This is a genomic window from Paenibacillus lacisediminis, assembly GCF_046567315.2.
Map to the genome: position 1 here is coordinate 71,824 of NZ_JBKIAX020000007.1, position 21,766 is coordinate 93,589.

The 21,766-nt window shown below is 56.0% G+C and carries 19 protein-coding genes, 1 pseudogene and 1 riboswitch; of the genes and pseudogenes, 19 read left to right on the forward strand and 1 reads right to left on the reverse strand.

The window, feature by feature from the left end:
• Positions 1-268: 268 nt before the first annotated feature.
• On the reverse strand, positions 269-1,171 hold the full coding sequence (locus ACLD72_RS15220) for a transposase (protein WP_458475869.1): 903 nt from the start codon (positions 1,169-1,171) through the stop codon (positions 269-271).
• 286 nt (positions 1,172-1,457) lie between these two features.
• On the opposite strand from ACLD72_RS15220, the pseudogene ACLD72_RS15225 reads away from it, so the two are divergent.
• The 19 genes and pseudogenes from ACLD72_RS15225 to purN form a co-directional block, all read left to right on the forward strand.
• Positions 1,458-1,657: pseudogene (locus ACLD72_RS15225) on the forward strand (IS4 family transposase); the annotation flags it as partial.
• A 726-nt stretch (positions 1,658-2,383) separates the two neighbouring features.
• Positions 2,384-2,677, forward strand: coding sequence for a DUF1294 domain-containing protein (locus tag ACLD72_RS15230; protein WP_410996920.1), 294 nt, complete (start codon positions 2,384-2,386; stop codon positions 2,675-2,677).
• 59 nt (positions 2,678-2,736) lie between these two features.
• Entirely contained in the window at positions 2,737-3,171 is a 435-nt protein-coding gene (locus ACLD72_RS15235) for a universal stress protein (protein WP_410996549.1), read from the forward strand.
• 320 nt (positions 3,172-3,491) lie between these two features.
• Complete coding sequence (locus tag ACLD72_RS15240; RefSeq protein WP_410996551.1) at positions 3,492-4,220, forward strand: amino acid ABC transporter ATP-binding protein; 729 nt, start codon at positions 3,492-3,494, stop codon at positions 4,218-4,220.
• Between the two features lie 19 nt (positions 4,221-4,239).
• Positions 4,240-5,109 (forward strand): glutamate ABC transporter substrate-binding protein, encoded by an 870-nt coding sequence (locus tag ACLD72_RS15245; protein ID WP_410996553.1) that lies wholly within the window; start codon positions 4,240-4,242, stop codon positions 5,107-5,109.
• An 89-nt stretch (positions 5,110-5,198) separates the two neighbouring features.
• Positions 5,199-5,849 (forward strand): amino acid ABC transporter permease, encoded by a 651-nt coding sequence (locus ACLD72_RS15250; RefSeq protein WP_410996555.1) that lies wholly within the window; start codon positions 5,199-5,201, stop codon positions 5,847-5,849.
• 32 nt (positions 5,850-5,881) lie between these two features.
• The gene (locus tag ACLD72_RS15255; RefSeq protein ID WP_410996557.1) at positions 5,882-6,532 is read left to right on the forward strand and encodes an amino acid ABC transporter permease; all 651 of its coding nucleotides are present in this window, start codon (positions 5,882-5,884) and stop codon (positions 6,530-6,532) included.
• Positions 6,533-6,634: 102 nt separating this feature from the next.
• Positions 6,635-7,930 carry a sensor histidine kinase gene (locus ACLD72_RS15260; protein ID WP_410996559.1) on the forward strand — a complete coding sequence of 432 codons (1,296 nt, stop codon included), beginning with the start codon at positions 6,635-6,637 and terminating at the stop codon, positions 7,928-7,930.
• 59 nt (positions 7,931-7,989) lie between these two features.
• Positions 7,990-8,901: a response regulator gene (locus ACLD72_RS15265; RefSeq protein ID WP_458475874.1), complete on the forward strand. Its 912-nt coding sequence runs from the start codon at positions 7,990-7,992 to the stop codon at positions 8,899-8,901.
• An 810-nt stretch (positions 8,902-9,711) separates the two neighbouring features.
• A riboswitch (purine riboswitch) is annotated at positions 9,712-9,813 on the forward strand.
• 911 nt (positions 9,814-10,724) lie between these two features.
• Complete coding sequence (purE, locus tag ACLD72_RS15270; RefSeq protein ID WP_251595691.1) at positions 10,725-11,222, forward strand: 5-(carboxyamino)imidazole ribonucleotide mutase; 498 nt, start codon at positions 10,725-10,727, stop codon at positions 11,220-11,222.
• Positions 11,219-12,490 (forward strand): 5-(carboxyamino)imidazole ribonucleotide synthase, encoded by a 1,272-nt coding sequence (gene purK, locus ACLD72_RS15275; RefSeq protein WP_410996562.1) that lies wholly within the window; start codon positions 11,219-11,221, stop codon positions 12,488-12,490. The genes purE and purK overlap by 4 nt, the downstream gene beginning before the upstream one ends.
• Entirely contained in the window at positions 12,487-13,785 is a 1,299-nt protein-coding gene (gene purB / locus ACLD72_RS15280) for an adenylosuccinate lyase (RefSeq protein WP_410996564.1), read from the forward strand. Before purK ends, purB begins: the two co-directional genes overlap by 4 nt.
• Positions 13,786-14,038: 253 nt before the next feature.
• Positions 14,039-14,938 carry a phosphoribosylaminoimidazolesuccinocarboxamide synthase gene (locus ACLD72_RS15285; protein ID WP_410996566.1) on the forward strand — a complete coding sequence of 300 codons (900 nt, stop codon included), beginning with the start codon at positions 14,039-14,041 and terminating at the stop codon, positions 14,936-14,938.
• Between the two features lie 93 nt (positions 14,939-15,031).
• On the forward strand, positions 15,032-15,277 hold the full coding sequence (gene purS, locus ACLD72_RS15290; protein ID WP_036625850.1) for a phosphoribosylformylglycinamidine synthase subunit PurS: 246 nt from the start codon (positions 15,032-15,034) through the stop codon (positions 15,275-15,277).
• A gap of 4 nt (positions 15,278-15,281) precedes the next feature.
• The gene (gene purQ / locus ACLD72_RS15295) at positions 15,282-15,971 is read left to right on the forward strand and encodes a phosphoribosylformylglycinamidine synthase subunit PurQ (RefSeq protein ID WP_410996568.1); all 690 of its coding nucleotides are present in this window, start codon (positions 15,282-15,284) and stop codon (positions 15,969-15,971) included.
• Positions 15,949-18,210, forward strand: a complete 2,262-nt coding sequence (gene purL / locus ACLD72_RS15300; RefSeq protein ID WP_410996570.1) for a phosphoribosylformylglycinamidine synthase subunit PurL — start codon at positions 15,949-15,951, stop codon at positions 18,208-18,210. Before purQ ends, purL begins: the two co-directional genes overlap by 23 nt.
• Positions 18,195-19,673 (forward strand): amidophosphoribosyltransferase, encoded by a 1,479-nt coding sequence (gene purF / locus ACLD72_RS15305; protein WP_410996572.1) that lies wholly within the window; start codon positions 18,195-18,197, stop codon positions 19,671-19,673. The genes purL and purF overlap by 16 nt, the downstream gene beginning before the upstream one ends.
• A gap of 409 nt (positions 19,674-20,082) precedes the next feature.
• The gene (purM, locus tag ACLD72_RS15310) at positions 20,083-21,126 is read left to right on the forward strand and encodes a phosphoribosylformylglycinamidine cyclo-ligase (RefSeq protein WP_410996574.1); all 1,044 of its coding nucleotides are present in this window, start codon (positions 20,083-20,085) and stop codon (positions 21,124-21,126) included.
• A complete protein-coding gene (gene purN / locus ACLD72_RS15315; protein ID WP_410996576.1) occupies positions 21,126-21,752 on the forward strand; it encodes a phosphoribosylglycinamide formyltransferase in 627 nt (208 codons plus the stop codon). The genes purM and purN overlap by 1 nt, the downstream gene beginning before the upstream one ends.
• Positions 21,753-21,766: the final 14 nt, after the last annotated feature.

A 21,766-nucleotide genomic window follows, 5' to 3' on the forward strand; every position in this document is an offset into this window, starting at 1 on the left:
AGACGGGCTTAGGAGAAGGAATCAGGTTTAGGGGAGGTGAAACAGATTGGACAAAAGATCAAGACAAAGACATCAAGACAAGGGATCAAGGACAAGACGCGAGGGAAACGAAAAGACCGTGATTTTGCTGTAGCCTAAACCCTTCCCTCTGCAGCAACGCCCGCACCGTTCATGCTAACTCACACCAATCAAGTTTATCCGCATTAAGCTAACCCCTACCCATTAAGTTGATCTGGGTCAAGCTCCCCCCACCGTTCTAGCGTCTCGATCAGGCCGCAGCCGCAAGGGGCCGATTCGGTTGGCGCGCGATCAGCCAGCGGTAAGGGATCGCCGGAATCGTCATACACATACGCAGCAACTTCTTCCGCATCGTTTCTTCCGCTCCGGGCATGCGCAGCCAGCGGCGTCCGGTATATTCGTTTAGGTACGCCTGCAGATGCTTCAGTCCCAAGGCCATATATGTACTCTTCAGCGATTCCCACGCCTCTCTCACTACTTTCCGCAAGGGTGCATACAGACGAAAGGCTAGAGGGAATGACTGTACCGCCGATGTGCGAGCATCCACATGCCCGTTGATGAAAGCGGCGAGTTCGTGACGGTTTACTCTTTTCCCGTCTCCTCTCTTATGTGGCACCAGGCGGATTTTGACCTGCTCTGGCTCGCCCGATTCCGTCACCGTGCATCCCGCTACGACCGCCGTGGCATATGGATGCGAAAGCTCACACCGGGACGGGTTACGCCCATACAGATCGCTGTTCACCTTCACGTCTCCGCTGAGCAGCTCCCGGGCATCGAATTCCCCGACGGCATGGCGTATTTTGTGCAGCATCAACCAGGCGGTTTTGTAGGTCACCCGGATCACCTGGCTCAGCCGCAGCGCCGAGATGCCGTCAGGGAGCAGGAACAACTCCAGCGCCTGGAACCACTTCACCAGGGGGAGATGCGTTCCTTCAAAAATCGTGCCGACCAAAGCCGACGTTTGATGCTTGCACTTTCCGCACTCGAATAAGGGGATATTCCGAGAGGTCAAACGACTGCACCGGGTGTGAGCGCAGCGCGGACAGACGAAGCCGTTTGGCCACTTCATCGCGATCAGCGCCTCCATGCAGGCCTGCTCGCTGTTATAACGGCTGGTGAATGGCTGAAGTTCCGTTCCCGCATTGATCTCCATGTTTGCTCGCCCCCAAATCAAGAATTTGCGAACATAAGTTCCGTTTATTTCATTATACCAAACGTACGTTCTCTTATCAAGCCGAAAATCTCACCTGAACCGCCTCATTTTTTCCTCATCTTTTTATTTTTTCTTCTCTCTTTTGTTGGAACCCTTGCCTAGCCCCCACCCCCTGCCCTCTGAACGAAAGGGATAATCGTGCAAAGGCTGCTGGCAGGGACACCAAGGCAGGGACACCAAGACACCAAGACACCAAGACACCAACCCTTTGGGCAGCCCCCTCACTTGGCGTCGATTTGCGACACTGTTCGAAACGGCTACGGTGCAAAAGGTAGATGCGCTGACCTCGGCGGATCGTGACGCCCTCTTCATCGTTGACGCTTCCATGTTTCCGTGTTTGAACGGAATTGCAGCAAAGCGGTCGAGTTGCTTGCCCGGTTTAGAGATCATGCCACCAGCACGTTTTACAAGGGATCTCCTATGCTCTTGATCAACGAAGAAGCCCAAAAAGCCGGGAAGACACTGTCCGCCTCTGAAGCGTCAACTCCGGCAATGGATTGCTGCTTTACCCAGCTACATCAAGGCTTGCCTGCCGATTTTTTGCTGCGAAAGTTGAGTTATAAGCTCCGCGGAGCTGAACAATTTCTATAATCGCAAGAAAAACAATCGCTAAAGGCGGTCTGGCTTCTTAGAGAGTGCGCCGATAGACGTTTTTCTTATTGGGCCGAAATAATAGAAGCAAGCAAGCTTCCGAAGAAATTCCAGACAAATAATAAAAATTTTGTCATGAAATCATTGATTTGGATTGTCATATATAGTGAAGGGCCTTTATGTAGCCTGAATATATTCTATATTTTCGAAAGGTGGATGATGAAATGAAAGTCAAAAAGTTTATTGTTGCCATGCTAGCCGTTTCTTCGCTTATCACTTTGCAGCCTGTGTGTTTGCGGATAACAGCGCTTCTATATCCGTGAATGAACAATCAAATGTATGTTCCGAATGGAGCAACCATTTATTTTCGGATGACCTATGATAAGTTTATTGTGCCTATGAAAGAATATTATGTGTTTAATATAGAGTCACATGATGCCGGAATGTAAAGACGGCCCATCGCTTTTGCCTATCTGCCATCATTGAGGATATGCCTTGTCTAAACCCGCTTTTGCTTATGAAGGCTATAAAGTTATAATGGAATTAAGGCAAGCGCTTAGAATGCTCTCAAGCAGGAAGGAGGCGGCGCATACGCGAACGGTTTTGCTGTTTTGGTTTTTGTTTATTAATGTCGTGGCCTATTTGGTGATGTCCGATGATAAAAAGCGCGCGAAGCAGAGGCGGGAACGGATTCCCGAGAAAACCTTGTTTCTGCTGGCCGCGATCGGAGGGGCACTTGGCGTGCTGCTGGCGATGAATACGAAGCGGCATAAGACGAAACATCTTAGCTTTCGGATTGGCGTTCCACTTCTGCTTCTACTTAACGCGGTACTCTACGGATATTTCCTAATATAAGAGGTAGTTCAAAAAGTCATCTTTTGAACTCACATTATAACAAAAGAGAGGTGTCACGCATGTTGTTTAACAAAATCGTTGCTGCGTATGACGGGTCGAAGGCGGCGAACAAAGCGTTGGACAAGGCGCTCGAATTGGCCAAGCTGTCGCCGGATACGGAGCTTGTGGTACTCCATGTTTACGATTTCCCGCGGTTTTACGTGGCCGAGGGATTTGCTCCGGTCCCGGCTTCGATGAATCAGGATTATTTCAATCTGGCGTCGAAAACGGCGGATGAGGCGGAAAAGCGGATCAAAGAAGCCGGGTTAAGCGCTAAGATGGAACTTGTGCAAGGCCCGGCGGCGGAGACGATTCTCGAATATGCGGGCAAAAACGGAGCCGATCTGATCGTCATCGGCAGCCGCGGGCTGGGCGGCATTCGCGAGTTTGTGCTCGGGAGCGTCAGCCATAATGTCGTTCAACACGCGCAAATCCCGGTGCTGGTCGTCAAATAACCAGTAAACAGCAGGCAAGAAGGCTGTCCTTTAGGTCGATGAATGACCTGATGGACGGTCTTCTTTTTTTGTGCGGATTTATAATCAAAAGGGAGGGAGATCGGTGTCAGATAAGGTGACGCTTGTCCAATGGGCGGATGAAACAAGCTACCAAGAAAACGCTTTAATAAAATTAAATTTAAAACGGTAAATTCATTTTCCGTAGGATTATGTAGTTTTTTATAGTCTCTAAAGTAAGGTTGAATTCAAATGTTACGATTACTTACATAAGGCCTGCGTAGTGTCGTAAAAAACGATCTGACCACAAAGGAGGGCTGCGATTGATCCAGTTTCACGAGGTGGATAAACATTACGGGAGTTTCCATGTTCTGAAGGGGATTAATCTCCATGTTCAGGAGGGCGAAGTCGTAGTTGTCGTCGGCCCGTCCGGCTCCGGCAAAAGTACGATGCTGCGCTGCATCAACCGCCTGGAAACGATCACTAGCGGCGAACTGACGGTGAACGGCGTACCGGTGAACGACCGCAAAACGGACATCAACAAGGTCCGGCGCGATATCGGCATGGTTTTTCAGCATTTCAACCTGTATCCGCACAAAAAAGTAATCGACAACATTACGCTCGCTCCGATCAAGGTGCTGCGCAACTCGAAGGCCGAAGCCGAGCAAACGGCGATGTTTTATTTGGAAAAGGTCGGTATCGCTGAAAAGGCCCACGCCTACCCGTCCCAGCTGTCAGGTGGACAGCAGCAGCGCGTCGCTATCGCGCGGGGGCTGGCGATGAAGCCGAAAATCATGCTGTTCGACGAGCCGACATCGGCGCTCGACCCCGAGATGGTCGGGGAGGTGTTGGACGTGATGCGCACGCTGGCCCGCGAAGGGATGACGATGGTGGTGGTCACGCACGAAATGGGGTTCGCCCGGGAGGTCGCCGATCGGATTATTTTTATGGATCAGGGGCAAATCGTGGAGGAGGCCCAGCCTGAGCAGTTTTTTTCCAATCCGCGCGAAGAGCGGACGCGAACATTTCTTAGTCGTTTGTTAAGTCATTAAAAACGAGGGGGTTTTTACCATGGCAAAAAAGAAGAGATGGAAATTGGCCGGGATCGCGATCGTATGCGCTTTGTTCGTGCTTGCGGGCTGCGGCGGCAATAACGCGGGCGGAGGCAGTGCATCCACCGGTGCGGGAGGCAACGGCGGCAATGCTGCGGCGACGGAGGGCGGCTCCGGCGCGCTGGACAAAATCAAGGAGCGCGGAAAGCTTGTGGTCGGCGTGAAGTTCGATACGAAGCTGTTTGGCTTGAAGGACCCGGCCTCCGGCAACGTTGAGGGCTTCGACATCGACATGTCAAAGGCGATTGCCAAACATATCCTCGGCGATGAAAATGCGCTTGAGCTGAAGGAGGTTACCTCCAAGACGCGGATTCCGATGCTGAACAACGGCGAGATCGACATGATCGTCGCCACGATGACCATTACGGAGGAACGCAAGAAGGAGGTCGATTTCTCCGACGTTTACTTTCAAGCCGGCCAATCGCTGCTGGTGAAGAAAGGAAGCCCGATCAAGGGCATCGAGGACGTCACGGCCGATACAACCGTGCTGGGGACGAAAGGCTCCACCTCGGTAAAAAATATCCGCGACAAGGTGTCCGGGGTCAAAGTGTTGGAGTTTGACAACTACCAGGATGCATTCAACGCGCTTAAAGCCGGCCAAGGCGACACGCTGACGACAGACGATTCCATTCTGTACGGCATGGCCGCCCAGGATTCCAATTTCGAGGTGGTCGGCGAGCCGTTCACCGACGAGCCGTACGGCATCGCGGTGCAGAAAGGCAACGCCGATATCGTGCAGGCCATCAACGATACGTTGAAGGAGCTGCATGAGAACGGGGAATACGACAAACTGTACGAAAAATGGATCGGCAAAAAGCCGGCGCAATAATGCGGGTATGCGGGCCGCGGCTGTCAACGTTGCACCGGGGCGCTGTAAGTTGAGAGCGTTTTTGCCGGTCAGGGGAAGGTGATGGGAGCATGGACTTTTCAGTTTTAACCGACTACTTCGGCACCTTTATGGAAGGATTTCGCGGGACGGTCGCTTCCAGCTTGCTTGCACTCGTCGGAAGCTTTGCGCTGGGGACGCTCATCGCCGTATTCCGGATCGCGCCCATTCGCGGGCTGCGCTGGTTTGGTACGGGGTACGTCGAATTTATCCGCAATATTCCGCTGCTGCTCGTCGTATATATTTTTTATTACGGTCCGGCGGCGCTGGGGCTGCCGCTTGACGGTTTTACCGCCGGGACGATCGGGCTGGCGGTTTACACGTCGTCCTTCATCGCCGAGGCTATCCGCGCCGGCATTATGTCGATCCCGCAGGGCCAGACAGAGGCGGCCCGCTCTTCGGGGCTCAGCTACGCGCAGACGATGGTCCACATCGTGCTGCCGCAGGCGATCCGGCTGGTCATCCCGCCGCTGGGCAACCAGTTTATCAACCTGATCAAAAACTCGTCCGTCCTGTCGATCGTCGCCGGTCTGGATCTGATGTATTTTGCCGACATCGTCAATACCGATACGTTCCAAACGTTCGATACCTATGTTTTTGTCGCTTTGTTTTATTTGGCGCTCACCTTGCCGCTCAGCTACGGCGTGCGGGTCTGGGAGCGCAAGCTGGCACGTAAATATTGAGGGGGCTTTGCGGCTGAAAGGAGGTAATCCTGATGGACTTTGCCGGGGCGTATTCCGCGGAGAATCTGCATTTTTTGCTGGAAGGGTTGTATTTTACGCTGCTGGTGGCGGTGGCTTCGATTGTGCTTAGCTTCCTGTTCGGCTGCATCGTCGGCATTATTCGTTATACGCGGTTGCCGGTGCTGTCGCCGGTTTTGCTGGTCGCTGTGGAGCTGATTCGCAATTTGCCGCTGCTGTTGATCATCTTTTTTATGCGGTTTGCCCTGCCGGAGATCGGCATTAAGCTGGGGCTGGTGACCGCCACGATTACGGGGCTGACGATTTTCGAAGCGGCGATGATCGCGGAGATCGTGCGCGGGGGACTGGCCTCCATCGACAAAGGGCAAATCGAAGCGGCCCGCTCGTCGGGTTTAAGCTCGCTGCAGACGTTGTGGCACATCGTGCTGCCGCAGGGCTTGCGGCGGATGGTCCCGCCGCTCGTCAGCCAGTTCATATCCTTGCTGAAAGACACATCGCTTGCGGTTGTCATCTCCCTGCCGGAGCTGATGCACCACGCCGGCATTGTAATCGGACACAGCTACGCCTACACGATTCCGATCCTGCTGCTGGTCGCGCTGATTTATTTTACGGTCAACTTTTTGCTGTCTCTCGTTTCCAGGCGTTTGGAGGCCCGGCACGTTTAAGCTTAACCCTGACACGGCGTGGCATGGAAGGTATAGGCGCCCAGCCCGAAATATGGTAGTATAGTGGGCAATATCTACTTGCGGGAGCCGGGTGAGAGGGGCATGGGGACAGCTCTTTTCAAATCGAAATATGTGCAGCTCGGCCTTGTTGCGGCCGGGACGGCTGTGGCCGGGGAATTGAAGATCAACCCGTTTGACGGCGATATTTTCAGGATTGGGCTGGGCAGCAGCGCGTTTCTGCTGTTTTTGCTGCTCATGAGGAAGCTGCCTTACATCATGGCCGGCGTCATCACCGGCGCCGTTGTGCTGGTGTTTCGGATGGGGCTGGACCAGGTGATGGCAGGCGGGTTGACGGTGGCGGACAGCCTCAGCCGGCATTGTTCGGCGGGCGTCTATTACATTGTGTTTGCCTGCGGGATGCAATTCATCAGGGCGAGGGTGGATCGTTTTTACCCGCTTATGTTGGGCGCGGTGACAGCGGTCATCGATCTGCTGTCCAATGAAGCGGAGCTGCTGACCCGGCTGCTGGTCACGGGCACGGCCACGTTCAAGCTGAACGAGTGGACGTTTCTGATGGCGATCGCCATGCTGCGGACGTATTTCGTTACGGGCATCTACAGCAGCATTGCGGTCAGCCGGATGCGGATCATTCAAAAGGAGCAAAACCGCCGGATCGAGCAGATGCTCAGTTTTAGTTCGGGGCTGTATGGGGAAGTTTTTTATCTGAAAAAATCGATCGGCACGCTGGAGGATGTCACCCTGAGCAGTTACGAGCTGTACCGGCGTTTGAGCGAGGAGGGGCGGCAGGAGAACCGGCAGCAGGTGCTGCGCGTTACGCAACAGATCCATGAGGTCAAAAAGGATTCGCAGCGGATTTTGGCCGGGCTGGTCAAGCTGACCGACCGGGAAGCGCCGGGGGATATGCCGCTGTCCGCACTCGTTCATTTTACCTTGAAAAGCAATGGCAAATACGCCGAAATGTTGGGCAAAACGATTTCTTTTTCGTACGATATCCGTACCGATTATGTGACCGCAAGCTATGTTCCGCTGCTGACGCTCATGAACAATTTGGCTGCCAATGCCGTTGAGGCGATCGAGGGGAAGGGCATGATTCACCTGGAGGTAGGCGAGCGTGAGGAGTATACATTGGTTATTGTAGCTGACAGCGGCGGCGGCGTGGCGGAGCGCGATCGCGATTTGCTGTTTGAGCCGGGTTTTACGACTAAGTTTAACCAGGAGGGGGTGGCGGCCACGGGCATCGGGCTGTCCCATGTGCGCGACATCGTGAGCATGTTTGCGGGGGAGGTTGAAGTCGGCACGTCTCCCACGCTCGGGGGAGCGATGTTCCAGGTCCGCATTCCGACGGGAAAACTGCGTAAGCCTACGCTTCCGAAGTAAGTTTTGTTCGAGGCAATTCATTGCAGTAGTGCTCACAAAACTTTGGGGAGGGGTCATGCATGGCGCTTTCTTTCTGTATCGTAGACGATGATATTAGCGCGAGAAGAATGCTGCAGCATATCATTGAAGACGGCGGGCTCGGCGAAGTGGCGGGAACGGCAGGCAGCGGGCAGGAAGGAGTGCGGCAAATCCTGAGCGAGGCCCCGGACATCGTGCTGATGGATCTTTTGATGCCCGATCAGGACGGCATCGAGGCGATCGATTCGCTGCGCGCCCAAGGCTGCAGCGCCAAATTCGTGATGATCTCGCAGATTGAAAATCAGGATATGGTCGGACGGGCGTACCGGAGCGGCATCGAGTTTTTTATTCGTAAGCCGATCAACCGGATCGAGGTGGAAACCGTGCTGCGAAAGGTGAACGAACGTTACGCCATGGGGCATTATTTGGAGGAAATCCGCTCCAGCCTGAAAAAACTGGAGGGACTTCGGCCTGTGCCTCACGTAACGGCCGGAAAACGGGCCGTGCGCGAAGCGATTCAGCCGATCCTGATGAATATGGGGCTGATCGGGGAAAGCGGCAGCCGCGACATGATCACGATCATGGAGCTGCTGATTGAACGCGGAGCCGGAGCGAACATGCCGCCGCTGAAGGAGCTGTACCGCCAGGCGGCGGCGACGTACAAGGATAAGCCGGAGGAGATCGCCAAGGAAGTCAAGGCGATCGAGCAGCGGCTGCGCCGCGCGCTGGCGGCGGGGCTGACCAATCTGGCTTCGCTCGGTTTGACCGACTACGGCAACCCCCGGTTCGAGTACTATGCCCCGCTATATTTCGATTTCGAGGACGTGCGGCTGAAGATGAAGGAGATCGAAGAGGGCCGGGAGACCGGGGGCGGCGGCGGTAAGGTGAAGGTCAACATCAAAAAGTTTTTGCAGGTGCTGTATATCGAGCTGCAGGAGCAGATGAACGGATAGTTCGCCGCTGCCTTGCGGCTTTTTTGATGATGATTGGAACGACCGGGTGGTAGCGTCGGCTTTAAGATAGCGGAAGTTGCCGTAAAACAGTAGTACTTGCCGTCTAGAGCGGTACTTGCCTTAGAATAGCGGTAATTTATGTGCTTATTATCCGGCGCACCAGCATGTTCATACCCTTAGCGGAATTTTATGTACTTATTTTCCTCTGTATGGTTCAGAACGCAGGCATTTCCTCGCACTTCGAGAAAATAGCAACATAAATTTCCCTTATTTCACTTAAATGAACGGATATCGCTGGAATAGCGCCATTTTTTGTACTTATTCAATAGGCGTTCTTGCGGATTAAGATCTTGATATATCGTCTTGCAGAGCTTTTTTATACGATGGATTATCTGTTTTCCGGCTGCAAGTAGAATAAATGAAGCAACGGCAAAAGTGCATCTCGTATAGGGCAAAATGCCGATTCCGATGCCGGTTGGCGAGCAAAAGTGCATTTTATAAAGGTGAAAGTGGTAAATTTTAGTTGATTATTGGAAAATGAAATGCACTTTTGCACTTGAACAGGCGGTATTGGGGCGTTTGGGCGGAAATCGCCTGCACTTTTGCATTTGATGGAATTTTGCGGTATTTCGCAGACTGTAACCCTGACAACTGGACTCGGGTGATAAGGTAAGGGGATTAGAGAAATGAGATTCTAAAAACGAACATTCGCATTTTACATTCCATTAATGTTCGTGTTTGAGTTGACATGTCGTGTCCGCCATTGGTAAACTAGTAGAGCAACGGCAGTCCTCTGTCGAACATAATAGAGTGAGGGTTACCTCTTAAACTCGTATAATACCGGGGATAAGGCCCGGAAGTTTCTACCCGAGAACCGTAAATTTTCGGACTACGAGCGAATACGTGATGAAGGTAAGGCGGATCCGCAGTGGAAGCCTTTTTAAGATATCGGAGGGGAATTTCCTTATAGTGCGAGTTCAAAAAGTCAGGTTTTCCGAGAAGGTTGGATGAAGTTAGGGACTGAGGAGCGGAGCGTACGTTTTGAGTACGTGAGCACCGGAAGGCCCGGTTGAATTCAAGATTCGACGTCGAATCCGCTTCTTGACCTGCTTCGTGATCAAAAGATGACTTTTTGAGCTACCTCGTATAAGGCCTGGGCGTCATGCACCGGGCTTTATGTTCCCTTGGCGAAAGATTTTCGCCTCTGCGTAAGGGTGACGGCACGATGGCTGCGCAGGTTCGCATCGCCGCTTAAGCGGCTCGAGTTAGCCCGGTCTTGAACGGCCGGATGGACCGGCCACCGTCATGCAGCGCCGCTCGCCTAACTCTTACCTTCAGGCCTCGTCCACCGTATTCTCTCATGGTCCGCGAATTTCTCGAAAATACTTCGTTATTTTCAGAGGTGCGGGCCTTTTTAAGTATCCGGCCTTTTTGAAGGCTTTACCTAGAGAATCGGCGCTTGACTACAGGGATAGTTGATCTATCCAATTGTTTGGCCTCGCGGGGCTCCAGTCTTTCGCTAACGGTTGTACACGAACTTATTTAGCCGAAAAGCCGGGAGTTCAACTTCTAACGGTTGCAAGCGCGCTTATTTGGATGGAAAAGGCTCGAATCCGCAGAAAAAAGGCAAAATAAGCTCTGTAGCAACCGTTAAATTTGGTTTCACCTGCATTTTACCGAAATAGCGGCACTCACAACCGTTAGAATTACGTCATCGCTTGATGGGGGATTCGCCTAACGTACTACGCCTTCTAATGTCAGCGCCGTTTTTGGTTTTGAGCCTTTTTGGAACCATAGAATAATGATAGAAAGTGGGATGAGGGATGGCAGCACAAGTTGCAGTGATCATGGGCAGTAAATCGGATTGGGAGACGATGTCCCACGCCTGCGCCGTTTTGGATGAATTGGGAGTTCCATATGAAAAAAATGTCGTCTCCGCACACCGCACGCCCGATTTAATGTTCGAGTTTGCGGAGCAGGCCGCGGAGCGCGGGCTTAAGGTGATCATCGCGGGCGCCGGGGGCGCCGCCCATTTGCCGGGCATGGTGGCGGCGAAAACGACGCTGCCGGTCATCGGCGTGCCGGTGAAGTCGGCCGCGTTGAACGGCCTCGATTCGCTGCTGTCGATCGTGCAGATGCCGGGCGGTATCCCGGTCGGGACGGTGGCGATCGGCAAAGCCGGCGCGATCAATGCCGGGCTGCTGGCCGCGCAGATTCTCGGCGCGTTTGATCCCGAGCTGATGCGCCGCGTGCAGGAGCGCCGCGACCGGATTCGCGAAGAGGTGCTGGCGAGCGGCGCGGAGCTGGAGGCGGCGGAATGAGGCACGAAGCGAGAGTGATCGCTCCGGGCGCGACGATCGGCGTGCTCGGCGGCGGGCAGCTGGGGCGGATGATGGCGCTGGCCGGCAGTAACCTCGGCTACCGCTTCGTGACGCTGGATCCGGCGCCGGACTCCCCGTGCGGCCAGGTGGCCGGGCAAATCGTCGCCCGCTACGACGACCAAGAGGCCGCTCGCCAGCTCGCCGAGCGTTCGGACGTGATCACGTACGAGTTCGAGAACGTGGACGCGGGCGTGGCCGCGCTGCTCGAGGAGCTGTCGTACGTGCCGCAGGGGAGCAAGCTGCTGTACACGACCCAGCACCGGCTGCGCGAGAAACGCGCAATCGAGGCGGCGGGCGTGAAAGTGGCTCCGTATGCGGAGATCGGCAGCGAAGAGGAGCTCAGGGCGGCGGTCCGGCGGCTTGGCATTCCAGCGGTGTTGAAAACGGCCACCGGCGGTTATGATGGCAAAGGGCAATGGGTCATCCGCTCGGAAGCGGAAATCGCCCCGGCCTACGCCGAGCTGAGCAAAGCCGGCACCGAGCTTGTGCTGGAGCAGTTTATTCCGTTCGTGAAGGAGCTGTCGGTGATCGCGGCGCGCAGTCCGCGCGGGGAAATCCAAACGTTCCCGGTGGCGGAAAACATCCATGTCGATAATATTTTGCATCTATCGATCGTGCCGGCCCGCGTGGAAGCGCGGGTGCAGCGGGAGGCAGAACGGTTGGCCGCCCGCATCGCGGAAGGCATGGAAGCGGTGGGGCTGCTGGCCGTGGAGATGTTTTTGACCGAGGGCGGCGAACTGTTCGTCAACGAGCTGGCGCCGCGGCCGCACAATTCCGGCCACTATACGATGGAGGCCTGCACGACCTCGCAGTTTGAGCAGCACGTTCGGGCCATCTGCAATTTGCCGCTCGGCAAGGCGGAACTGCTCTCGCCGGTCGTGATGGTGAACGTGCTCGGCGAGCATTTGGAGGCCGTGCGCGAGGCGATGGTAAGCGGGGGTTGGCCGAGCGAAGGGAGCGGGAAGGAAATGGCGGCGCAGGAAGACGGTTCGCCGGCCGGGCGGCCTTTGCTGGACTCCACCCCGGTGGATGGGAAAAAGGCCGGACGGCAAGCTGGATTCCCGGTCATTCCCAAAGTACACTTATATGGAAAGAACGGAGCCGCGCCGAAGCGTAAAATGGGGCATATCAATCTGCTCTGCCGGGATGTGGAGGACGGACTTCGTTGGATAGAGCAAACCAATATTTGGAGGAATGAACGCAAATGATCGAACGCTACAGCAGACCGGAAATGAGAGCGATCTGGACGGAGGAAAACAAATTCAAGGCTTGGCTCGAAGTCGAGCTTTGCGCCTGCGAGGCTTGGGCCGAGCTGGGCGTCATCCCGAAGGAGGACGTGGCTTTGCTGCGCCAAAACGCCTCGTTCGACATCGACCGGATCTACGAAATCGAGCAGGAGACGCGCCATGACGTGATCGCCTTTACCCGGGCGGTTTCGGAAAGCCTGGGCCCGGAGCGGAAATGGGTGCACTATGGCCTCACTTCGACGGACGTGGTGGACACGGCGCTGGGATATTTGCTGAAGCAGGCCAACGAAATTCTCGAGCGGGATATTTTGAACTTTATCGATATTTTGCAGGAAAAAGCTATCGCCTACAAAGACACGCCGATGATGGGCCGGACGCATGGGGTGCATGCCGAGCCGACGACGTTTGGGCTGAAGATGGCGCTTTGGCATGAAGAAATGAAGCGCAATCTGGAGCGTTTCCGCCGTGCGGCGGACGGAGTGCAATTCGGCAAAATCTCCGGTGCGGTAGGGACGTACGCGAACATCGATCCGTCCGTTGAGCAGTTTGTGTGCGAGAAGCTGGGCACAACGGCCGCGCCGATTTCCACGCAAACGCTGCAGCGCGACCGCCACGCCGAGTATATGGCCACGCTGGCGCTGATCGCCACGTCGCTCGACAAATTCGCCACGGAAATCCGCGCCCTGCAAAAAAGCGAATTCCGCGAGGTGGAGGAAGCGTTCGCCAAAGGGCAAAAAGGCTCGTCGGCGATGCCGCACAAGCGCAATCCGATCGGCTGCGAGAACATTTCCGGCCTGTCGCGGGTGATCCGCGGTCATATGGTTTCGGCCTACGAAAACGTGACGTTGTGGCATGAACGCGACATCTCGCATTCTTCGGTGGAGCGGGTGATTTTGCCCGATGCGACGATGCTGCTGAACTACATGCTGAACCGTTTCGGAAACATCGTGAAAAACTTGACGGTGTTCCCGGAAAACATGAAACGCAACATGGGCCGCACGTTTGGCGTACCATTTTCCGGCCGCGTCATGACGAAGCTGATCGACAAAGGCTTCAGCCGCGAGCAGGCGTACGATACGGTACAGCCGCGAGCGATGCAGGCCTGGGAAACACAGCGGCAGTTCCGCGACATCATCGAGGAAACGCCGGAAATCACCGCCGTGCTGAGCAAGGAAGAGATCGACGACGCATTTAATCCGGCCTGGCATTTGAAGCATGTGGATACGATTTTCCGCAAGCTGGGTTTGGCTGAGTAGGAAGGGCGCCATCTCGGATGATAGTGGTAAAAAATACCGCTATTTATCCGGTTTTGCGGTAGCACCGTCAAATAGCGGTACAAAAAGACGTTATTTTCGGGGAAAGTGGTCAAAATGGACGTTTGCAGCCGGAGCAGAAGAAAATAGCGCCCCATTTTACCGCTATATTGCGAATTTTGTTGAATCGCGGAAGGATAGCTGCTTTTTATACCGTTATTGCAATCATTAAGCGTAATTTGAGGAGGACGGCGACATGTCATCACAGGCAATTTCCACGGCGGCGGAGTTGGTGAACGCCCCGCTGTTGTATAAAGGCAAAGTGCGGGAGCTGTACGATCTTGGCGAGCATTATTTGATCGTCGTGACCGACCGTATTTCCGCTTTCGACTATGTGCTTGAGCCGGCGGTGCCGGACAAAGGCAATGTGCTGAACCGCCTGAGCGCGTTCTGGTTCGACAAGACGCAGCATCTGCTGGAGAATCATGTGATTCATGCGGATGTGGAGCTTTTGAAGGATGTCGTTCCCGAAGCGCACAAGCCGCTGCTGAAAAACCGCGTGATGGTCACCCGCAAAGCCGAACGCATCGATATCGAATGCGTGGTGCGCGGCTACGTTACCGGCGGCGGCTGGCGCCAGTACGAGCACAGCGGCGAGATCAACGGCATCAAGCTGCCGGAGGGCCTGCGCAAAAACGCCAAGCTGGCGGAACCGATTTTTACGCCGGCGGCGAAAAACGACGTCGGCCACGACGAAGACATCTCCTTTGCGGAGATGGCGGACAAGGTCGGCGCGGACTTGGCGGAGCAGCTGCGCAGCCGCAGCCTGGAGCTTTACGCTTTTGCCCGCGATACCTGCGAAGAACGCGGCATCATGCTCGCCGACTGCAAGCTGGAATTTGGGCTGGTGGACGGCAAGCTGATCTTGATCGACGAGATTTTTACGCCAGATGCGTCGCGTTTTTGGGCTAAGGAAAATTATGCCCTGGACATCGAAATCGACAGCATGGACAAAGAGCCGGTGCGCGTTTACCTGGCCGGTTCGGATTGGGACAAGAACAGCCAGCCTGATCCGCTGCCGGGGCATGTGGTTGAAGAGACGACCCGGCGTTACCGCGACATTTACCGGCGGCTGACCGGGCACGAGTTGGAGTAGGGAGCAGGCAGGCGGAAAAGACAAACACATGCGGCGGGGCGCATAAGTCCAAACCGCTGCATAAGTCCAAACAATAGGAGGAATACGAGTAACATGATTAAAGCGAACGTTTATGTCACGATCAAGCAAAGCGTACTTGATCCGCAGGGAGTAGCTGTGCAGGGAGCGCTTCATTCCATGGGCTTCAAGGAAGTGGAGAGCGTGCGCATCGGCAAATATATGGAGCTTACGCTGGACACGAACGACCGCTTTGAGGCGGAAGCCCGCGTCAAGGCGATGTGCGAGAAGCTTTTGGCCAATACGGTGGTTGAAGATTACCGTTTTGAATTGGAGGGCTGAATCGATGAAATTCGCGGTACTCGTATTTCCCGGTTCCAACTGTGATATCGACTGTTATAAAGCGGTGGAGGAAGCTTTGGGCGAACCCGTCGATTACGTGTGGCATACGGCGACCGATCTTTCCGCGTACGACTGCATCCTGGTTCCCGGGGGCTTTTCCTATGGCGATTACTTGCGCTGCGGGGCCATTTCCCGGTTTGCTCCGGTGATGGCCGAGGTGGCCAAAGCCGCAGAGGAAGGCAAATATGTTCTCGGTATCTGCAACGGGTTTCAAATTTTGACGGAAGCCGGGCTGCTCCCGGGGACGCTGCGCCGCAACATGTCGCTGAAATTCCGCTGCCATGATACGGTACTGCGGGTCGAAAACAACGCAAATCCGTTTACGTCGCTGTATGCGCCGGGCGAAGAGATTACGATTCCGATCGCGCACGGCGAAGGCAATTACTATTGTGATGAAGAAACCTTGGCCCGGCTGCGGCAAAACAACCAGATTATTTTCCGGTATGTGGACAATCCGAACGGGTCGGTGGACGATATCGCCGGCATTTCCAATGAACGCGGCAACGTGGTCGGCATGATGCCCCATCCGGAGCGTGCGGTAAACGCCCTGCTTGGTTCGGAAGACGGCAAAAAAATGTTTACATCCATTTTAAAGGCTTGGAGGGATCGGCATGAGTCAGCAAGTGTCCGCTAAGGAACCGAATGCAGAGCAAATTGCGGAGCAGAAAATTTACAAACAGATGGGCGTTTCGGATAGCGAATACGAGCTGATCTGCGGGTTTTTGGGCCGCAAGCCGAACTACACGGAAATCGGCGTGTTTAGCGTCATGTGGTCCGAGCACTGCGCCTACAAAAATTCGAAGCCGCTGCTGCGCCGCTTCCCGACCAGCGGACCACGCGTCCTGATGGGCCCGGGGGAAGGCGCGGGGATCGTTGATATCGGCGACAACCAAGCGGTTGTGTTCAAAATCGAAAGCCATAACCACCCTTCCGCGGTGGAGCCTTACCAGGGGGCCGCGACGGGTGTGGGCGGGATTATCCGCGATATTTTTTCGATGGGGGCCAGACCGGTTGCGCTGCTTAACTCTTTGCGTTTCGGCAAGCTGGAGAGCGAGCGTGTGAAATATTTGTTCGAGCACGTCGTGTCCGGGATCGCCGGGTACGGCAACTGCATCGGCATCCCGACGGTCGGCGGCGAAGTAGTGTTTGACGAAAGCTATGAAGGGAACCCGCTTGTCAACGCGATGTGCGTCGGGCTGATTGACCACGATAAAATCCAGCGCGGCGTCGCCAAGGGCGTAGGCAACCCGGTGTTTTACGTGGGCCCGCCAACGGGCCGCGACGGCATCCACGGCGCGACGTTTGCGTCGGAGGAACTGACGGAGGAGTCGGAAGCGAAGCGGACGGCGGTGCAGGTCGGCGATCCGTTTATGGAAAAGCTGGTAATGGAAGCCTGCCTCGAACTGATCGACACCGGCATCGTGCTGGGTATTCAGGATATGGGCGCGGCTGGGCTGACGTGCTCCAGCGCGGAGATGGCGAGCAAGGCCGGCAACGGCCTGGAGCTGTATCTCGATCAGGTGCCGCAGCGCGAAGAGGGCATGACCGCCTACGAAATGATGCTGTCGGAATCGCAGGAACGGATGCTGTTTGTCGTCGAGCCGAAGGATGAGGCGCAGGCGCGGGAGATTTTTGAGCGCTGGGGCGTTATTTGCGCGAAGGTCGGCAAGGTGACGGACGACGGGCGGCTGAAGCTGTTCCATCACGGGGAAGTGGTCGGCGATATGCCGGTCAAGGCGCTCGTAGACGAATGCCCGATTTATGACAAGCCTTCGGCGGTACCGGCTTATTATGAGCAGAACGCGGCGGTGGATACGCAGCGGTATGAAGAAGTGCGCGATCTGGGCGGGGCGCTTGAGCAAGTGTTGTCTTCGCCTTCGCTCGCAAGCAAAGCGTGGGTCTACGATCAGTACGACTACATGGTGCGTACCAGCACGGCGGTTCGCCCGGGTTCGGACGCGGCGGTCGTGACGATCCACGGCACGCGCAAGGCGCTGGCGATGACGACCGACTGCAACGGCCGGTTCGTATACCTCGATCCGGAGGTGGGCGGGCGCATCGCGGTCAGCGAAGCGGCGCGCAACATCGTGTGCTCCGGCGCTGAGCCGCTGGCGATCACGGACAACCTGAATTTCGGCAGCCCGGAGAAACCGGATATTTTCTGGCAGATGGAAAAGGCCGTAGACGGCATGGCGGAAGCTTGCCGCGAGTTGGATACGCCGGTCATCGGCGGAAACGTCAGCTTGTACAACGAAAACGCCAAAGGCGCGATTTACCCGACGCCGGTCGTCGGCATGGTGGGGCTTGTGCACGATGTGGACCACATTACGACCCAGGGCTTCAAGTCCGAGGGTGACGTGATTTTTCTGCTCGGCGAAACAAAGGCGGAGCTTGGGGGCAGCGAGTTCCAAGCGGTTGTGCATGGCGTCGTTGAAGGGCGTCCGCCAGAGTTGGATCTGGCAGTCGAGAAAAAGCTGCTGGGCGCTGTGCTTGAAGCGATTCAAGGCGGGCTGGTTCGCTCGGCGCACGACCTGTCCGAAGGCGGGCTGGCCGCGGCGCTGGCGGAATCATGCATCAGCGGCGGTTTGGGCGCGAAGGTCGATGTGGTGAGCGGCGGGCTGCGTGCGGATGTTTTGCTGTTTAGCGAGTCGCAGTCGCGGATTTTGCTGTCGACATCGCCTGATCAGGCGGATGCATTGGAGCGGCTCGTTGCAGAGCGCGGCGTGCCGGTGGCGCGGATCGGGTCGGTTGCAGGCGCGGCTGCCGCTAGGGCGGAGCTGGCCGTTGCGGTGGACGGTGCTTCCGTGCTGAACAAGCCGGTCGAGCAGTTGAAACGCATCTGGGAGGATGTCATTCCATGTCTGATGAAATAATGCCGCGTGGGCTTTGGACAGGAGCATATTACAACGAAGGTGCGGGACGTGTAGATCCGTTCGACACGTTGCGGGAGGAGTGCGGTGTGTTCGGCGTATTCGGCCATCACGATGCCGCTTCCCTTTCTTATTACGGCCTGCATGCGCTGCAGCACCGGGGCGAAGAAAGCGCAGGGATGTGCGTGACGGACGGATCGGAGTTTAATTACCACAGAGGCATGGGGCTCGTAAAAGAAGTGTTTGACCGGGACAAGCTCGCTTCGCTGGTCGGCGATCGCTCGATCGGGCATGTGCGTTATTCGACGAGCGGGGACAGCCGGCTGACGAACGCGCAGCCGTTGATTTTCAAATACCGCGACGGCGATTTGGCAGTAGCGACGAACGGGAACATCGTCAATGCGCCAAAAATCCGCCGCGAGCTGGAGCAAAGCGGTTCGATCTTCCAGACGACAAGCGACACGGAGGTGATCGCGCACTTGATCGCGCGCTCGCCGAAGGATTTTGTCGAGGCGGCGAAGGACGCGCTGGGGCAACTGGTCGGCGGCTTCGCCTTCCTGCTGCTGACCAACGACAAGCTGATCGCCGCCAGCGATCCCAATGGGCTGCGGCCGCTGACGATGGGCCGGCTCGGCGACGCGTACCTGTTTTCGTCCGAGACGTGCGCATTTGAGGTGGTCGGCGCGGAGACGATCCGCGAGATCCAGCCGGGCGAAATGCTGGTGCTGGACGGCAACGGTCTGCACGAAGACCGTTATACCGAGCCGCAGCGCAAGGCGTTGTGCGCGATGGAATACATCTACTTCGCGCGCCCGGACAGCGATATGAACGGCTCGAATTTGCACGCGAGCCGCAAGCGGATGGGGCAGGTGATGGCGCAGGAGTCGTTTGTCGACGCGGACGTCGTGACCGGCGTGCCCGACTCCAGCATCTCCGCCGCCATCGGCTACGCGGAGCAAACCGGCATCCCTTACGAGCTTGGTCTGATCAAAAACAAATACACCGGCCGGACGTTCATTCAGCCGAGCCAGGAGCTGCGCGAGCAGGGCGTGAAGATGAAGCTGAGCGCCGTGCGCCGCGTCGTGGAAGGCAAACGCGTGGTGATGATCGACGATTCGATCGTCCGCGGCACGACCTCGCGGCGGATCGTCAATCTGCTGCGTGAGGCCGGGGCGACGGAGGTGCATGTGCGCATCACTTCGCCGCCATTTAAGAACCCGTGTTTCTACGGGATCGACACCCCGGACCGCGGCGAACTGATCGCTTCGTACAAATCCGTCGAGGAAATTTGCCGGGAGATCAATGCGGACACGCTGGAGTTTTTGAGCCCGGAGGGCTTAATCCGGGCTGTAGGCGGCGACAACGCCGGGGATTACAAAGGCGGCCTCTGCATGGCCTGCTTTGACAATGATTACCCGACGCGGACGGATTTTGACGGGGAAGAGAAGTACGGGTGTACGTGTTAGGCAGCTTTATTTTACATGATTAAAAGTTTTTGAGGTGATGGCGGGAACTCGGCATAGGTACGAGGCAGTACTGGTGGGTGGCGAGTTGCAAGCCGATTTAGCCAGCTTACAAGCCGTTATAGTCGAGTGACAGGTTTCTGCGCTAACACCACATAGTGATTGGATATATCCAATAGAATTGGAAATTAAGTGGTAAATACAGCGGCGCGATTGGATATTTCCAATAGATGAGGTCCGATAGGGTGCAAAACAGGCGGTTTGAGCGATATCTATTGGATATTTTCCAATGAGGGTCCAGAATGGCGTGCGATTTCCGGCGATCTATTGGATTTTTTCCAATTAGAGCAGGCAGCGTTACAAAGAAACGCATGTCCCCCAAAAAAATAAACCTAAGGAGTGTGTCCTTCTCGTGTCAGAAGCATACAAAAACGCCGGTGTCGATATTGCGGCCGGGAATGAAGCCGTGGAGCGGATGAAAAAACACGTCAAACGGACGTTTCGTCCGGAAGTGATGACGGATCTGGGCGGCTTCGGGGCTTTGTTCGGATTGAACAAAGCCAAATATGAGGAGCCGGTTCTGGTCTCCGGGACGGACGGCGTGGGCACCAAGCTGAAAATCGCGTTTGCGATGGACAAGCACGATACGATCGGGATCGACGCGGTGGCGATGTGCGTCAACGACATCGTCGTGCAGGGCGCGGAGCCGCTGTTTTTCCTCGATTACCTCGCATGCGACAAGGTCGTTCCTGAGAAAATCGAGGCGATCGTTGCCGGCATCGCCGAAGGCTGCAGCCAGTCCGGCTGTGCGCTGATCGGCGGCGAGACCGCTGAAATGCCGGGCATGTACAGCGAAGGCGAATACGATATCGCCGGCTTCACCGTCGGCGTCGTCGACAAGCGCAAAATCGTCAACGGCAGCACCATCGCTCCCGGCGATACGGTGATCGGCCTCGCTTCCAGCGGCGTGCACAGCAACGGCTTTTCACTGGTGCGCAAGCTGCTGCTGGAGCAGGCCGGATACAACCTGCAGGATACCCTGCCGGAGCTGGGCGGACAGAAGCTTGGCGAAGTGCTGCTGACGCCGACCAGGCTGTACGTGAAGCCGGTGCTCTCCCTGCTTGAGCAGGCCGACGTCAAAGGCATGGCCCACATTACGGGCGGCGGATTTATCGAAAATATCCCGCGCGTGCTGCCGGAAGGCGTAAATGTGGAGATCGAACACGGCTCGTGGCCGATTTTGCCGATCTTTGAGCTTTTGCAGCAAAAGGGCGACGTCAGCAACCGCGACATGTTTACCACCTTCAACATGGGAATCGGGCTGGTCATTATCGTTGCCGCCGATCAGGCGGAGGCAGCCCTGCAAACGCTGCGCGAAGCCGGCGAAAGCCCATACGTCATCGGCAAAGTGACCACAGGCAGCCGGGAAGTGACGTTTGCGGGGGCGGACGTGTAATGGCGGCGGGTTTTCGGATTGCGGTGTTCGCCTCCGGGCAGGGCAGCAATTTTCAAAATTTGCTGGATGCTTCCCGGGCGGGAACGCTTGGCGCAGACATCGTGCTGCTGGTGTGCGATAAACCGCAGGCGCCTGTCGTCGAACGGGCCCGCAAGGCCGGGGTCGACTGCTTTCTTTTTCAACCTAAGGACTATGCGCGGCGGGAAGATTATGAGGCGGAAATCGCCGCGGAGCTGGACAAGCGGCAAATTGACCTGGTCGTTTTGGCCGGGTATATGCGGCTGTTGACTCCGGTGCTGGTGGAGCCTTACGCGGGAAAAATGATCAACATCCACCCTTCGCTGCTTCCGGCTTTTCCGGGCAAAAATGCGATCGGGCAAGCGTGGGACTACGGCGTCAAAGTGACCGGAATAACGGTGCATTTGGTCGACGGGGGAATGGATAGCGGCGCTGTGATCGCCCAAAAACCGGTGGAAATTTTCGCCTCGGATACCCTGGAGTCGTTGGAGGCTAGGATTCATACTGCAGAACAGCAGTTGTACCCGCAAGTCGTGTCGTGGTTTGCCAAAAGCCGGATTAAGGCAGACGGCCGAAAAGTGACGATTCTGTCGGATGAGGAACAATAGGGCATACTTTTATA

Excerpts from the sequence above, each read along its gene's own strand:
- ACLD72_RS15220 (WP_458475869.1), bottom strand. The coding sequence starts at position 1,171 with ATGGAGATCAATGCGGGAACGGAACTTCAGCCATTCACCAGCCGTTAT.
- ACLD72_RS15230 (WP_410996920.1), top strand. The coding sequence starts at position 2,384 with ATGCTCTCAAGCAGGAAGGAGGCGGCGCATACGCGAACGGTTTTGCTG.
- ACLD72_RS15235 (WP_410996549.1), top strand. The coding sequence starts at position 2,737 with ATGTTGTTTAACAAAATCGTTGCTGCGTATGACGGGTCGAAGGCGGCG.
- ACLD72_RS15245 (WP_410996553.1), top strand. The coding sequence starts at position 4,240 with ATGGCAAAAAAGAAGAGATGGAAATTGGCCGGGATCGCGATCGTATGC.
- ACLD72_RS15250 (WP_410996555.1), top strand. The coding sequence starts at position 5,199 with ATGGACTTTTCAGTTTTAACCGACTACTTCGGCACCTTTATGGAAGGA.
- ACLD72_RS15255 (WP_410996557.1), top strand. The coding sequence starts at position 5,882 with ATGGACTTTGCCGGGGCGTATTCCGCGGAGAATCTGCATTTTTTGCTG.
- ACLD72_RS15260 (WP_410996559.1), top strand. The coding sequence starts at position 6,635 with ATGGGGACAGCTCTTTTCAAATCGAAATATGTGCAGCTCGGCCTTGTT.
- ACLD72_RS15265 (WP_458475874.1), top strand. The coding sequence starts at position 7,990 with ATGGCGCTTTCTTTCTGTATCGTAGACGATGATATTAGCGCGAGAAGA.
- purE (WP_251595691.1), top strand. The coding sequence starts at position 10,725 with ATGGCAGCACAAGTTGCAGTGATCATGGGCAGTAAATCGGATTGGGAG.
- purK (WP_410996562.1), top strand. The coding sequence starts at position 11,219 with ATGAGGCACGAAGCGAGAGTGATCGCTCCGGGCGCGACGATCGGCGTG.
- purB (WP_410996564.1), top strand. The coding sequence starts at position 12,487 with ATGATCGAACGCTACAGCAGACCGGAAATGAGAGCGATCTGGACGGAG.
- ACLD72_RS15285 (WP_410996566.1), top strand. The coding sequence starts at position 14,039 with ATGTCATCACAGGCAATTTCCACGGCGGCGGAGTTGGTGAACGCCCCG.
- purS (WP_036625850.1), top strand. The coding sequence starts at position 15,032 with ATGATTAAAGCGAACGTTTATGTCACGATCAAGCAAAGCGTACTTGAT.
- purQ (WP_410996568.1), top strand. The coding sequence starts at position 15,282 with ATGAAATTCGCGGTACTCGTATTTCCCGGTTCCAACTGTGATATCGAC.
- purL (WP_410996570.1), top strand. The coding sequence starts at position 15,949 with ATGAGTCAGCAAGTGTCCGCTAAGGAACCGAATGCAGAGCAAATTGCG.
- purF (WP_410996572.1), top strand. The coding sequence starts at position 18,195 with ATGTCTGATGAAATAATGCCGCGTGGGCTTTGGACAGGAGCATATTAC.
- purN (WP_410996576.1), top strand. The coding sequence starts at position 21,126 with ATGGCGGCGGGTTTTCGGATTGCGGTGTTCGCCTCCGGGCAGGGCAGC.